This is a genomic window from Parasediminibacterium schistidii (assembly GCF_046546515.1).
In the GTDB taxonomy this organism is placed as follows: Bacteria; Bacteroidota; Bacteroidia; order Chitinophagales; family Chitinophagaceae; genus Parasediminibacterium.
In genome coordinates this window covers 82,114-96,512 of record NZ_JBKHKJ010000014.1, presented here as the reverse complement: position 1 = coordinate 96,512, position 14,399 = coordinate 82,114, and the positions used below count along the sequence as shown (strand labels likewise).

The window sequence follows — 14,399 nt, the reverse complement described above, 5'->3', positions numbered from 1 at the left end:
TAAATAACGTTTTCAAAAATAACGCTCCACAGCCATGTTCATTAAAAAAATATTCAACCGTGAAGAACACAAATAAAGCACAATACACAATAGTTATGCCTTTTAAGTTAAAACAGTTCCCAATCTGCTCGTTTTATTCAAATAGCTGAGCTCAACTACCATTTTAATTATAATTTAATATTATATAGGCAACGTTACCTTTAAATAAAGCCTCTTTATCTAGTTGGGCTTTATTTTATAAAGTTGCAACATTGATAATAAGTACAGAATAGGCCTGTTATGGAACGCAATAAGTTAGCAATCTTGATACCGCCAACTCAATTTAGCATTAAAAAATATATAGTTCCAGTAAATGCAAATGTGATTAGTATTACAGGATAAATTAGTTGGATTTTTTATAAACTATATATTACAATAAATAGGGCATTATCACTATCAAAAGTAAAGTAATCGTTGGCGTACCCTTATAAACATACCTTCAACCCAAGTTTTTTTATACATTAAATAAAACAGCAATGAGAAAAACGCTATTAGTATTTGTTTCTGCTTCCCTTTTTATCGTAATAGGGACATCTTCTATCCGTAGCCCTAAAAGGGTCTCTTACATTAATGGCAATTCTGTAACAGGCTACAGCGGCGGATGCCAAAGTTGCCATGCCAAAGGCACTGCTGGATCTATTGTGCTTACGGGCATACCAGCCACAACTATTGTTGGAACTGCTTACCCTGTTACCATTACCCTTTCGGACCCTGGAGGAAAACGCTGGGGTTTTGACATGAGTGCTGCCAAAGGTGCTTTTGCTACTACAAATCCTAATGCCGCAATTTCAGGCACTGCGGCCCTCAATGTGCACCATGGAACGTCTGCTCCTGTTTTAACAGCAACTAGTTATGCCTTCGATAATATTACCTGGACTGCACCTAATACTCCGGGCACTGTTGCTTTTAAATTTGCTGGCCTTTGTGCCAATAACAATGGTAGCTCTAGTGGCGACAAATGCTACAGCAGCACATTTACAACTACTGTTGCCTTGCCTACGCCAGTAAAATTGGCTTCCTTTGGTGTTGTTGCCCTAGGCACAAAAGCCAAAGTAAGCTGGGTAACTGCTACTGAAATAAACTCAGATTATTTTGAAATAGAAAAAAGTATTGACGGTGCCACTTTCACTTTTGTCGGAAAAGTATCAGCCGCAGGCAACTCTTCTGCTACAATTGCGTATTCTTATATAGATGACGCAAGTACTTTCCACGGCACAGTTTATTACCGATTGAAAATAGTAGATAAGGATGGTAGCAGCACTTATTCAACTTTGCAATCAGTATCTTTGCAAGCGTCTAAAAATGCTATTACCAATGTATATCCCAACCCAATAAAAGCTGGACAAGACTTGAAATTGAAATATACAGCAGCAAAATCGGGCAGCATTAGCTTACAGGTTGTAGATATAGCGGGCAAAAAGATTTCTACTACTGCTTACAATGTAATTGAGGGCGCTAATAGCTTGAGTTTAAAAGTGGGCAATATATCGGCTCATTGCATTTACTACGTGGTAGTTTCTAGTGGCAATACCATTGTACAAAGGATTACTTTGGCGCTAGAATAATACCATATTAGCAATGTTTTTTTGCCAAAAAGGCACAAAAATACGAAAAAGCACAAAGAAGAAGAAGGTTAAAAGGTATAGGATAATATAAATCAGGTTCTTTCTTTTTGACCGTATGGCATTATAGTAGGGTTGCCAACCTTTTGAAGGTTGGCAACCCTTGTCCTGAATCCATTGTGTACTATGTGTCTATGTGGTGAATAATTGCTTTTGATCATTCCATATAAAAAACTATAAATGGCAGCAAGAAAAAGAAACTTATTTGCATGGCCTACAGTGTTGTTGGCTATTGTTTTTGGCATTTCCTGCAAGCACGAGGCTGGTGTATTGGACAAGTGCCTTGGAAAAGACTTTACTTTAGACACGGCAAGCGATCACTCCATATTTGACTATGGTACTGACCCCTCTTTGCCGGTGCATACATCCGGCTACATTATTATTGATACCCTCAATATTTAAGGGAGTGGCAAAAAGCCCTATTTAGGCAGTATTGATGGTGGAAAAAGCTGGAAAGCCTTGCCAGATTCATTTGCACGGCTTGATACAATTATTTACAATTTGAAAATTAAAGATGCCGACGCTTGCATTTCCTCAACATACCCTGTAAAAATCCATCTTTAAGTGAGGCAACTAAAAAAACACATTTAGCGTATATAATGGTTATGTTATAAATTATAATATAACTATTATTAAAAGGTGCTTCTTTGTGTTTTCCCGCCTCTATGGCAAATAAGCTTACTAAAATTTTTAAAATTATTTATGAAAAAAATAATCTTTTTTGCTATTGCTTGCTTTTGCATAGCTGGGTGTTATTACGACAAAGCCGATGTAATAAACCCCAATGCGGCAGCGGCTGTTTGCGACACTACTTCTGTTACTTACAGCAAAGACATACAAGCTATTATTAGCCAGAATTGCTATTCCTGCCATAGTGGGTCTGCCAACAATGGAGGCGGATACCAGTACGATAGCTATGATATGCTGAAAACCTATATCACCTCAAACCCTGGTGTACTGCAAAGTGATATAAATTGGACATCTAACCCAATGCCTAAAAGTGCAAGCAAATTGAGTGCTTGCAACATCAATAAAATAAGTGCTTGGATCAATAAGGGCTTACCACAATAAAATAAAATACTAAAAAATGAAAAAGAAAATTGTTTTGATTGGTTTGCTTGCTGCAACGCTTTGTACAAGTGCAATTGCACAAAAAATATTTGTTACAAAGTCTGGTCAAATTACTTTTGATGCTTCTGCCACTACAGACATTAAAGCTGTAAACAACCAAGTTGACAGTAAAATAGTTGAAAAAACAGGGCAGATGGTATTTAGCGTTTTGATAAAAAGTTTCAAGTTCCCCAATGCCTTGATGGAAGATCATTTTAATGAAAACTATATGGAAAGCACCAAGTTTCCCAAAGCAGATTTCAAGGGATATATCACCAATATTTCTGCAGTTAATTTTGAAAAAGACGGTGTTTACCCCGCTACTGCCGAAGGCATGCTTACCATCCATGGCGTTAGTAAAAAGATAACTGTACCAGGAACAATTAGTGTAGAAGGCGGTAAACCCGTTTTAAAGGCAGATTTTAAAGTGAAATTGAAAGATTATATTACAGGTAGCTATATCGGCTCGCAAATAGCTGAAGATGCCAAGCTGGCTATTAATTGCAAATACGAGTAACGTGCTACTGCTCGGTTTTTTCTGCCACAAAGGCACGAAGGCTCAAAGTGGCACATAAAGAAATAAAGAAGAAGAAAAGAAAAAGAACCTGACTTATGTACGCTACTGTTAGCCAAAACCTTAGTACTTCTTTTTCTTTGCGCTTCTTAGTGTTTTTGTGCCTTTGTGGCAAAAACAGATAGCCTATTTTATGAGGCAATAAATCATTTAATAATTGGTATCTTAAAATAATTTCATGAAAATAGCATTGAAGAAACAAGTTTTTATCTTAGCCTTAGCGTTGGGTTGCTATACTATTGGCAAAGCCCAAGATGTGGACTTATTTAAATCGCAAGAGGAGCAAGACAAAAAAGACCAACTGAATAAAACAGATTATACAACAGCCATTTTTAAAACTACCCGTTTGATTAATGGGCAATCCATTGAAAACGTGGGGGCAGGGATATTGGATGTAAAAATATCGCACAGGTTCAATCCGGTAAACGAAGGGTCTTACACACTGTTTGGCTTAGACGCTGCTAGCATGCGGATGGGTGTTGACTACGGCATCAACAAATGGTTGATGGTAGGCGTAGGCAGGAGTACTTTTGAAAAAACATACGATGGGTTTGCAAAAGCAAAACTACTGCGGCAGTCAACAGGCAAAATAAAAATGCCTATATCGGTAAGTGTTGCCGGTTCTGTAATATGGAAAACTGTAAAAAATAGCCAGCTGAACAACTATAGCGACCGTTTTTCTTATTCCGCCCAAGTATTGGTAGCCCGCAAGTTTAATGACTATATTTCCTTGCAATTGATGCCAACGCTTGTGCATTATAATTCTGTTGATTATTCTTACCAAAAAAACGATAAGTACTCACTAGGCGTTGGGGGGAGGCTACGCTTGTCTAAGCGTGTAAACCTTACTACAGAGTATTATTACAGGTTTACCAAGGATGAAGGCTATGTAAACTCATTCTCGGCAGGATTTGACATAGAAACAGGCGGTCACGTATTCCAATTCCATTTTACCAATTCTACTGGCATGACAGAAAGGACTTTCATTAATGAAACAACCGATAAATGGGGCGATGGCGGCATACGCTTTGGCTTCAACATAGCCAGGGTATTTACCATCAAGAAGCCAAAAGAAATAAAAGCCTTATAATTTAATTTGCCACAAAGGCACGAAGGCTAAAAGCAGCACGAATCAATTTAAAAAAAGGGGATTGAAGTTTTTTGAATTGTGCTCTATATAATTAAATGGAAGAAAGAGGAGAATTTTTAAATATTTCTCTTTTTCTTCCATTTTGCTTTTTGTAGTTATTTCTTTAAAAAAAGTAAATAAAATTTTCTGCCCAGCTAAATCCCCATGCAACAAATGCACCTACCCGCATGGATACAAATCATATTGGCAATTTAGTTCTTTGATGTGTGCTAGCAAATATTTGCTAAATACCTTTTAAGAAATTGAATTTGATTACTAAACTACGCTCCTCGCACGATCAAAACCAACGGTTTCCCTGTACAATTGTGGGGAAACATCAGTATTGTTTTTAAAAAAGCGGCTGAAATAATGCTCGTCTTCATAGCCTAGCGTATAGGCAATTTCCTTTACCGTTTTGCTGGTTAGGTATAGCTCCCGCTTGGCTTCTATTATAATGCGTTCCGAAATTAGATTGGTAAGGGTTTTATTAAAATGCGCCTTTGTAATTTTTGCCAATGCCTTTGGGCTGATGAACAATAAATCTGCATACTCGCTGGCGGAGTGCTTGGTCTTGAAATGTGTTTCAATATAATTTTTAAGGTTCTGCAAAATAAAAGGCTCTTTGTGGCTTTGTACAGTCTGTTTTGGAGTGGGATCCTGTTCGCTTTTTAGCCGTGCAGCAGTTATCAAAAATATTTTCAGGTAAGAAACCAGCAATTCGTATTGGGCCAGTGCGGGGTTTTGCATTTCCGTTTTTAGTTGCGCTACCAAAATATCGAATATAGGTATTGTTGCCGTATCTATTGCTACTGTGGGTGGGTTGTAAATATTGTTGAACAATACACCGTTGCAGGCTACTTCGTCGTGGTGCTTGTGGATACAAAAAAAATCGGGATGAAAATTCAAAGCAATGCCTTGTATTTCTTTATCTGCGGCAATCATAAATGGTTGGTAAGGGGCAAATGCAAACAATGTATTTTCTCCAAAGCTACATTCTGAGAAATCGGCTTTTAGAATCCCCTCCCCTTTCTGTACCCAAATCAATGAATAATAATTAAGCCGCTGGATATGGTCACAATAACTATTGTCTTCAAAAGAAAACAACTTAAATGCAAGGTTGCCCGTTTGTGAGTTAATTAATGTAAATGTATTTTTTTGCACCATCGCCTTAGCAATTATTTAAACTTTCTGTCTTTTTCTTCTATCTCCAAATCGTTGATGCTGGCATATCTTTTTTGCATCAGCCCATTTTCGTCAAACTCCCAATTCTCGTTCCCATAAGCCCTGAACCATCGGCCAGCCTCGTTTTGGTATTCATATTCAAATCTTACTGCCATCCTGTTTTCCCTAAAACCCCATAGTTCTTTCTTTAGTTTGTAATGACGTTCCTTTTCCCATTTTACTTTCAAGAAAGCAATAATTTCTTCCCTGCCGTTAATAAATAGTGTGCGGTTCCTCCATTCGCTGTCAATGGTGTATGCTTTGGCCACCCTTTCAGGGTCTTTACTGTTCCAGGCATCTTCCGCCATCTGCACTTTTTGCAGGGCTTTCTCCATATCAAAAGGTGGCAACGGGTATCTTTTTTCTATTTCCATGATGATGTGATTTACAATTTAAATTAAAAAAAACGAGATTGGCTTAATACAGCACAACCTCGTTTTTAAGTGAATTTACAAAGCTGGCGCAATTGGAAAATCAATGGGTACTTGCGTAAGGTTATGCAAATAATTCATGGCTGTTTTATCGCTTACTTGCAATATTAAATCAACCAAGTTTTCTTTGGAATAGCCCTGTGCAAAAAATAGATCTACATGCTCTGCACTTGCATTGCCCCTATTTTTGGTAATATCTGCGGCTAAACTTACCAATGCATTTAATTTGGTATCTTCACTTTTTCCTTTGCGAATATCCAATAATTGCGCATATGAAAAGCCATTCATTTTCCCCAAAACCAAATGTGCGCTTTGGCAATACGCACATCTATTTACTTGGCTTACAATCAAGTTAACGGCTTCTTTTTCTTTATTAGACAAACTGGTTTTTGCATTTTGATATGCCAGAAACCTTGCCAGCCCATTATCAGAATAAGCAATGGTTGCATAAAGGTTGGGTACAAACCCAAGTGCTTTTTGTAAATTATCGAAAATTACTTGGTTGGTGGTAGCTACTTGTTCCCTTGTAGGGACGGTGAATGTTGTCATTTTATTTCTTTTTAATTGTTTGTCGTTATTGACAGTACAAAGATGCAACACCAATAAGCCTAAAAAATGGACAAATAACGCTAGTAGGTGGACAATTTTCCCTGTGGAAAAACGACTATGTCCAACAAAAAAGAGAGGCTACCTTTCGGCAACCTCTCTTTCTATAAAACATTACTTTTCAAAGAAACTAACTTAATCCAAAAGCAGCTTTAACCGCAGGCACAAAGTCTAACTTTTCCCAAGTAAACAATTCAACTTCACGGGTAAAGATAACATTATCTGGGCCCCTAAATTGTTTCGTAACTACTTCGTTCTTGCGGCCCATGTGGCCATAAGCAGCCGTTTCGCTATAAATAGGGTTGCGGAGTTTAAGGCGTTGTTCTATGAAGTATGGTCTCATGTCAAACAAGCCTTCTACTATCTTGGCAATCTCCCCATCGGTTTTTCCCAAATTAGATGTGCCATAAGTATTTACATAAATACCCATTGGTTTTGCAACGCCAATAGCATAAGAAACCTGTACCAATATTTCCTCTGCCACGCCCGCTGCTACTAAATTTTTAGCAATATGCCTAGTGGCATAAGCTGCGCTCCTGTCAACCTTGCTTGGGTCTTTGCCGCTGAATGCACCACCACCGTGTGCGCCTTTGCCACCGTAGGTATCCACGATTATTTTACGGCCAGTTAAGCCAGTATCGCCATGAGGGCCCCCAATTACAAATTTACCGGTAGGATTGATGTGATATTCAATCTCATCGTTGAATAGGGAAGCATATTTTTCATACTTCGCTTTTACCCTAGGGATTAATATTTCAACAATGTCTTTTTGAATTTTCACCTGCATGGCTTCTTCAGTGTCAAAGTCGTCATGCTGTGTAGATACAACAATAGCATCTATCCTCACAGGCTTGTTGTTATCGTCATACTCTAGTGTTACCTGGCTTTTAGCATCTGGGCGCAAGTATTTAATATCTGTTTTCTCCCTGCGGATAGCTGCCAGTTCTATCAATATTTTATGTGCCAAATCCAAGGCAAGTGGCATATAATCATCGGTTTCGTTTGTGGCATATCCAAACATCATCCCTTGGTCGCCAGCTCCTTGTTCTTCTTTGTTAGACCTGTCAACGCCTTGGTTAATGTCGGCACTTTGTTCGTGTATGGCAGAAATAATACCGCAACTGTTAGCCTCAAACATATATTCGCTTAGCGTATATCCAATTTTACGGATTACGCCACGGGCAATTTCCTGTACATCCAAGTAAGATTTGCTTTTTACCTCGCCAGCCAAAACAACCAAACCAGTAGTAACCAATGTTTCGCAAGCTACTTTCGACTCGGGGTCAAAAGCTAAAAAATTATCAATTAAAGCATCAGAAATCTGGTCAGCTACTTTATCTGGGTGTCCTTCCGATACGCTTTCGGATGTAAATAAATAAGGCATTAATAACTTTTTTTATGTTTATGGAATGCAAATATAATAGTATAGGAACTTTTTAGGGTTAAAAATTAATGAAAAATTTCTATAAAATAAATAGACTATTTTAAATTAATTTTTGCAATTCCAGTATTAAATGGCAAAGCTGTTATACAATTCCATGTATTCGGATAAGTCGGTATCCCAACCTTTAAAGCCTACTATTTTCTTCCCCTTTGCTTTGCTAAACTCATCAATCAATTGCTGGTTGGGCTGCTCTGCACCAAAAGTAATGGCATCGGCATAGGTAGCACCCCCTTTCAATAAAGCAGTATTAGTTAATTCTTTAAAAGCATCTAAATCTTTCTCTTTAATGTTGGCGTTAATCAAAGCCTTCTTTATAAAATCGGGTGCTAGTTTTTCTATAAACGTATTCTCCCCTATCGTAAATACAATTTTGCTGTTGCCAAATACAGGCTCCCTCTTATAAGCAGTTCTTATATAAGCTGGTGCCAAACTGGTCATCCACCCACTGCAATGGATAATATCCGGTGCCCAACCAAATTTTTTCACTGTTTCCAGTGCCCCTTTGCAAAAGAAAATAGTCCTTAGGCCATTGTCGTCAAACCACTTTTCATTTTCATCATGAAAAATATGCTTTCGCTTGAAGAAGTCTTCATTTTCCAAAAAATAAACTTGTAACCGTGCATTGGGCAAAGAAGCTACTTTTATTTGCAGGGGATAGTCGTCGTTATCAACCGACACATTGATACCCGACAAGCGGACAACCTCATGCAAACGGTGCCTACGTTCATTAATAACGCCAAAACGTGGCATGATACAACGTACTTCTAAACCAGCATCGTTGCTTTTGATGGCTAACTTATTTACAATTTCTGCAAACTCAGTTAACTCTAAATAAGGCGACATTTCTGTGGCTATGAATAAAATTCTTTTCTTTGACATCTAGTTACGTCGTAATTTTTTTGAGTAGCCTGAAAACAAGTCGGCAAAAATACATAAAATAGAGCGAAATAAGTTTATAGTATTATTACGCAACAATAAATTTGCATATAATGATTATTTTTAAAACGGTTGCAAGCTTATCTACTTTCCTGAATGACCAAAAAAACAAGCAGATAACGATTGGGTTTGTGCCTACTATGGGTGCTTTGCACGATGGGCATTTGTTTTTGATTGCTGAATGCAAAAAAGCAACCCAACTTACTATTTGCAGCATTTTTGTAAACCCTACCCAATTTAACGACAAAACTGATTTTGAAAAATACCCCTCAAAAACAGAGGATGATATAGCATTGCTGCACAGGGCAGGATGCGATGTGCTATTCCTGCCCTCCCCAGAGGAAATTTATCCAGAGGGCATTCCTTTATTACATTATAAACTGGGCAGGATAGAAACGTTGCTGGAAGGCAAATACAGGCCAGGGCATTTCCAAGGTGTATGCCAGGTAGTACACCGCTTGCTTAGCATTATACAGCCAAGCCAGCTTTTGATGGGCCAGAAAGATTACCAGCAGTGCATGGTAGTTCGTACGCTTCTAGAAATTACTGGAATAAATACTAAGCTAGTTATTTGCCCTACCATCAGGGAAAGCTCCGGGTTGGCCATGAGCAGCAGGAATATGCGCCTATCGGAACAAGACCAGATATTTGCAACCTCCATTTACCAATCACTTCTGTTTGCAAAAGAACAAATTGCAACCATCAGTTTCACTGCACTTAAAACTCAAATAACTGAAAAGTTATTTGCCCACGGTTTCAGCAGCATTGATTATATAGCAGTTTGCAATGCCATTACTTTAGAAGAACTTACCTATTGGGATCCTGCAACACCTGCTGTCATTTTAATAGCCGCATTTATTAATGGTGTGCGCTTAATAGACAATATGCTCCTTTAATGCTGAACTAAACAGCGGTTTAGCTATATTTACAAAAAAAAGGAAATAGGTTATACGCAATAATGTTGCGTAATTTGCCGACTTTCATTTTCAACTTGCGTTCATGAACAAGAAAATAGCCAACCTTATAAAATACCTCCTTTTTTTAGGCATAGGCGTTTTTTTGGTTTGGTGGAGCCTTCACCAGATACCCGCCAATAAATGGGCAGAATTTAAAAAATCGTTACTTACTGCTAATTATTGGTTATTGCTGCCCGTTTTTGTTATCCTTTCCACTAGCCATATTTTAAGGGCAATACGTTGGACGACCTTGATGCAGCCCATGGGCTATTCGCCAGGAATTGTCAATACTTTTTTTGCTGTGATGATTGGCTACTTGGCCAACTTGGCTGTGCCTAGGCTTGGGGAAGTGCTGAAATGCACGATATTATCAAAATACGGCCATGTTCCTGCTGAAAAGCTGGTAGGCACCATTGTTATAGAGCGTGCTGTTGACGTTGTTTGCTTAATCCTTATTTTCTTGTTGGCTTTTGTGTCTGAGTACGAAGTAGTAGGCCAATATGGCAAGCAACTATTACTGGAGCTTTTTGCTAATAAAAATGGGCATTTCTCATGGGTTAAAGTAGGCATTATCTGCACCGTGCTGCTTATACTTTTTTATACTGCCAAAATATGGTTCAGGGCCTTTGCCCACCTAAAAATAGTCATTGCTTTAGAAAGGATTGTAAAAGGCATTTGGGAGGGCCTTAGCTCTATTAGTCACTTACAACAAAAAGGCAAATTTATTTTGTGTACCGTTGGTATATGGGGACTGTACATTGGCGGCACATGGGTTGGGTTAATGGCCACGCATGGCACAGACCATTTTGGCTTGGGCGTTGCTATTTCTGCACTTGCGTTTGCGAGCATTGGCATGATTGTAACCCCAGGCGGTATTGGGGCTTATGCCTTTTTCCTTGCCAAAGTTTTAGAAAAAAACGACGTTCCTTTTGAAATAGGTTATGCGAATGGCACATTGCAATGGTTCGCCCAATTTTTAATTGTGGTAATAGTAGGCTTTATTTGCCTTGGGCTATTGCCTTGGTACAACAAAACCCCTGTTGTGAATGAAACAAATTAATGCGATAGGAAACAAAATATATACATTGCCTGCACTGTTGGCAACAATCCTAGGTTGGCGTATCAAAGGGCAAACCATTGCTTTTACCAATGGGTGTTTCGACATATTGCACGAAGGCCATATATTCTCGCTGTCCCAGGCTGCTAAAGAGGCCGACTTATTGATAGTAGGCATAAATAGTGATGCCAGCACAAAACGCTTGAAAGGGGACGAAAGGCCTGTAAATAACCAGCAAAGCCGTGCGCTAATCATGGCAAGCCTTGCAATTGTAGATGCAGTGGTGATATTTGAAGAAGACACGCCCTTGAACCTCATCGAAAATATATTGCCAGACGTTCTTGTGAAGGGCGGGGATTACACTATAGCACAAATTGTAGGAGCCGAGGAAGTAATTGCCAATGGCGGCAAAGTAGTAATAAACCCGATTGTCCAAGGCTTCTCTACTACAGGCATTATTGAGAAGATAAGGAAGCTGGGGTAGGTTAGTTATGAATTATGAGTTATGTTTTAATGTAATTCATTTATTGCATGTAAATGCTTCTAAATCACCCAACTCCCAAAAACTCATAATTCATAATTTATAACTCATTACTTACTAAAGTATCCCATGCTGCAAAGCATACCTAGCAATTTCAGCATTTGAAGATAAGTGCATTTTTTCCAATATACGAGTTCGGTAAGTACTAATGGTATTAACGCTTAATGAAAGTTCTTCTGCTATATCTGTAATTTTTTTACCCAATGCTATTTGCCTGAACACTTCCATTTCCCTATCAGAAAGTGATTGGTGCAGTTCTTCATTGTACTCATCCAACTGTGCATGGAGCAGCATCTCCCCTATTTCTGGGCTAACGTATTTCCTCCCTCCTAATACTTGCTCAATTGCTTTTACCAATTCTTCTGGTGCGCTTTCCTTAGTTATATATCCCGATGCACCTGCTTTGAATGTACGCACGGCATAATGCTCTGGCGAGTGCAAACTCAAAATTAAAATGGGTATCTTAGGATAATATTCTTTTACTACTTTAATAATTTCTAGTCCTGACCGGCCTGGCATAGAAATGTCAGAAATGATTACTGACCAAGGTTTATTATGCAGTCTTTTTACAAGGTCTGCCCCATCTATTGCCTCTTCAATATAAGCATGAGGGTATGCCTCGGTCAAAATCATCTTCAATCCCTTCCGCACAATAGCGTGATCATCTCCAATTAAAATATTCATCTAATGTATAGTGGGCTTTGGGTGGGTATTTGTAATAGTAAATATTATCCTAAGCCATCTTGCTATTGTGTAAAAATAACACTTCTATGCCATTGTTATAAAACATTATCCCTTAACCAATAGTATTTAAAATACTTATATTCAATATTTAATGCAAACATATTGATTTTCATTTACTTAACACAGCTCTTGCACAAAAATTCCTGCACTATTGTATCCTGTTAGCTAATAAAAAAATCCCAGCCGCAGAGGCGGCCAGGAGTATCCCACTACTAATATATTAAAATCATCATACCTCAGCAAGCTTCCCACTATTATGTACTATCAATGTGCCTTGCCCATATTCTTCATTGTGCTGCGAAGCATCTAAACCTATTTCTTCTTCCGCCTCGCTCACCCGTATAGGGACAATTAAATTAATAACTTTAAAAATAATAAACGAAACAGTAAAACTATACCCCACTACTATTAGCAATGCTTTTACTTGCGTGAAAAAGAAAGCTGGATTGCCATAAAACAAGCCATCTGCTCCAGCAGCATTCACTGTTTTTGTTGCAAAAACACCTGTCAGCAGCATCCCTACCATGCCGCCTAAACCATGGCAAGGGAATACATCCAGCGTATCGTCCAGCGTGGACTTTGATTTTATAAATACCGCCAAATTTGAAATCACGGCAGCAATAGCCCCTATAAATATGCTTTGAGGTATGGCAACAAAGCCTGCGGCTGGCGTTATGGCTACTAAGCCCACAACTGCCCCAATACAAAAGCCTAACACAGACGGTTTCTTGCCCCTTATCACATCAAAAAACATCCAAGACAAGCCCGCAGCGGCAGCAGCCACATTGGTTGTAGCAAAGGCCGAAACAGCCAAGGAATTAGCCCCTAGTGCAGAACCTGCATTGAAACCAAACCAGCCAAACCAGAGCAGCCCTGTGCCTATCAGCACATAAGGGATATTTGCTGGCGGAATTTCGGTATGTGCTTGGTGTACTTTCCTTCGTTTCAAAACAAGTGCCCCAGCTAAGGCTGCGCAGCCAGCCGAAATATGCACAACTGTGCCACCTGCAAAGTCTAAAACACCCATTTTAAACAAGAATCCATCCGGATGCCAAGTCCAGTGTGCCAAAGGTGCATATACCAGCAAGCTAAAGAGAACAATAAATATAATATAAGAAGTAAACCGTACCCGCTCTGCTACTGCACCCACAACCAAGCCGGGGGTAATAATGGCAAACATTAACTGAAATAAAGAAAATAACAATAGCGGTATTGTAGGTGCCAAGCTCCATGGGCCGCTAGACACAACCCCTTTAAAAAAAAGGAAGGTGGATGGGTTGCCTATTATGCCATTTATGCTTTCGCCAAAGCACAAGCTAAAACCTACTACTACCCACAAAACGCTTACCACCCCTGCTGCAACCACGCTTTTCATCATGGTAGAAAGTACATTTTTCCGGTGTACCATGCCGCCATAGAAAAAAGCAAGGGCAGGGGTCATTAAAAATACCAATGCAGTAGCTACTAAAACCCAAGTAATGTCTGCCGCATTGTAAATTTTCCCTTTGTCGTCAAAGGCAGGCAAACTAGGTATAAACATTGCCGCAATAGCTACAATAGCCAGGATAATAAAGGGAGCCGATTTTTTTACAGTTTCCATAATAGTATTTTTTTTGATTAAGTATTAAGCAATTAAACACCACATAACTACAATTATTTTTTAAACCATAACCCAACCTTTAGGGCCCTAAAGGTGTGTTGGGTGATGCCTCAAAGCAAATTGTACTTACAACAAGTATTTGGGTGTAATATAATACAAAATTAAAAAAAGATTAAAATTATATTAAAAATAGATTAAAAAAAACTGAAAAAGGTTTTTTAATCAAAAAAATTTGACTTATTTAGGCATTATTGCCAATTGAATAGCTTGAGCACTAAATACATTTAATATATATAAAATCATAATAGAATGCACTAAATAATTCAAGCATGCCAAATTCAAAAAATAAATCAAAAAAAAGCCGCTGGCAATACGCCAACGGCTTTTTT

The 14,399-nt window shown here is 38.6% G+C and carries 15 protein-coding genes; 8 read left to right on the top strand and 7 right to left on the bottom strand.

Going from position 1 to position 14,399, the window contains the following annotated elements; genetic code table 11:
* Positions 1–515: 515 nt before the first annotated feature.
* From ACHFIY_RS09945 to ACHFIY_RS09925, 5 genes are all read left to right on the top strand, one after another.
* Positions 516–1,604, top strand: coding sequence for a choice-of-anchor V domain-containing protein (locus ACHFIY_RS09945; RefSeq protein WP_410845934.1), 1,089 nt, complete (start codon positions 516–518; stop codon positions 1,602–1,604).
* 237 nt (positions 1,605–1,841) lie between these two features.
* Positions 1,842–2,063 (top strand): hypothetical protein, encoded by a 222-nt coding sequence (locus ACHFIY_RS09940; protein ID WP_410845933.1) that lies wholly within the window; start codon positions 1,842–1,844, stop codon positions 2,061–2,063.
* 300 nt (positions 2,064–2,363) lie between these two features.
* Positions 2,364–2,732, top strand: a complete 369-nt coding sequence (locus tag ACHFIY_RS09935) for a hypothetical protein (protein WP_410845932.1) — start codon at positions 2,364–2,366, stop codon at positions 2,730–2,732.
* Positions 2,733–2,748: 16 nt separating this feature from the next.
* Positions 2,749–3,288: a YceI family protein gene (locus ACHFIY_RS09930; RefSeq protein ID WP_410845931.1), complete on the top strand. Its 540-nt coding sequence runs from the start codon at positions 2,749–2,751 to the stop codon at positions 3,286–3,288.
* 235 nt (positions 3,289–3,523) lie between these two features.
* Complete coding sequence (locus ACHFIY_RS09925; protein ID WP_410845930.1) at positions 3,524–4,435, top strand: DUF5777 family beta-barrel protein; 912 nt, start codon at positions 3,524–3,526, stop codon at positions 4,433–4,435.
* 315 nt (positions 4,436–4,750) lie between these two features.
* On the opposite strand, the gene ACHFIY_RS09920 is transcribed toward ACHFIY_RS09925, so the two are convergent.
* From ACHFIY_RS09920 to ACHFIY_RS09900, 5 genes are all read right to left on the bottom strand, one after another.
* Positions 4,751–5,638 (bottom strand): helix-turn-helix domain-containing protein, encoded by an 888-nt coding sequence (locus ACHFIY_RS09920; RefSeq protein ID WP_410845929.1) that lies wholly within the window; start codon positions 5,636–5,638, stop codon positions 4,751–4,753.
* A gap of 11 nt (positions 5,639–5,649) precedes the next feature.
* Complete coding sequence (locus tag ACHFIY_RS09915) at positions 5,650–6,069, bottom strand: DUF1348 family protein (protein WP_410845928.1); 420 nt, start codon at positions 6,067–6,069, stop codon at positions 5,650–5,652.
* A gap of 75 nt (positions 6,070–6,144) precedes the next feature.
* Complete coding sequence (locus ACHFIY_RS09910; RefSeq protein ID WP_410845927.1) at positions 6,145–6,675, bottom strand: carboxymuconolactone decarboxylase family protein; 531 nt, start codon at positions 6,673–6,675, stop codon at positions 6,145–6,147.
* A 187-nt stretch (positions 6,676–6,862) separates the two neighbouring features.
* On the bottom strand, positions 6,863–8,116 hold the full coding sequence (gene metK / locus ACHFIY_RS09905; RefSeq protein WP_410845926.1) for a methionine adenosyltransferase: 1,254 nt from the start codon (positions 8,114–8,116) through the stop codon (positions 6,863–6,865).
* Between the two features lie 126 nt (positions 8,117–8,242).
* Positions 8,243–9,055 (bottom strand): glycogen/starch synthase, encoded by an 813-nt coding sequence (locus ACHFIY_RS09900; RefSeq protein ID WP_410845925.1) that lies wholly within the window; start codon positions 9,053–9,055, stop codon positions 8,243–8,245.
* A 110-nt stretch (positions 9,056–9,165) separates the two neighbouring features.
* Here ACHFIY_RS09900 and panC point away from each other — a divergent pair, with 110 nt between their 5' ends.
* From panC to rfaE2, 3 genes are all read left to right on the top strand, one after another.
* A complete protein-coding gene (panC, locus tag ACHFIY_RS09895) occupies positions 9,166–10,008 on the top strand; it encodes a pantoate--beta-alanine ligase (RefSeq protein ID WP_410845924.1) in 843 nt (280 codons plus the stop codon).
* Positions 10,009–10,111: 103 nt separating this feature from the next.
* Positions 10,112–11,128 (top strand): lysylphosphatidylglycerol synthase transmembrane domain-containing protein, encoded by a 1,017-nt coding sequence (locus ACHFIY_RS09890; protein ID WP_410845923.1) that lies wholly within the window; start codon positions 10,112–10,114, stop codon positions 11,126–11,128.
* Positions 11,115–11,609, top strand: coding sequence for a D-glycero-beta-D-manno-heptose 1-phosphate adenylyltransferase (gene rfaE2 / locus ACHFIY_RS09885; RefSeq protein ID WP_410845922.1), 495 nt, complete (start codon positions 11,115–11,117; stop codon positions 11,607–11,609). The genes ACHFIY_RS09890 and rfaE2 overlap by 14 nt, the downstream gene beginning before the upstream one ends.
* Positions 11,610–11,723: 114 nt before the next feature.
* Here rfaE2 and ACHFIY_RS09880 read toward each other — a convergent pair whose 3' ends face one another.
* Both ACHFIY_RS09880 and ACHFIY_RS09875 read right to left on the bottom strand, forming a co-directional pair.
* Complete coding sequence (locus tag ACHFIY_RS09880) at positions 11,724–12,350, bottom strand: response regulator (RefSeq protein WP_410845921.1); 627 nt, start codon at positions 12,348–12,350, stop codon at positions 11,724–11,726.
* 289 nt (positions 12,351–12,639) lie between these two features.
* The gene (locus tag ACHFIY_RS09875) at positions 12,640–14,010 is read right to left on the bottom strand and encodes an ammonium transporter (protein WP_410845920.1); all 1,371 of its coding nucleotides are present in this window, start codon (positions 14,008–14,010) and stop codon (positions 12,640–12,642) included.
* Positions 14,011–14,399 lie beyond the last annotated feature (389 nt).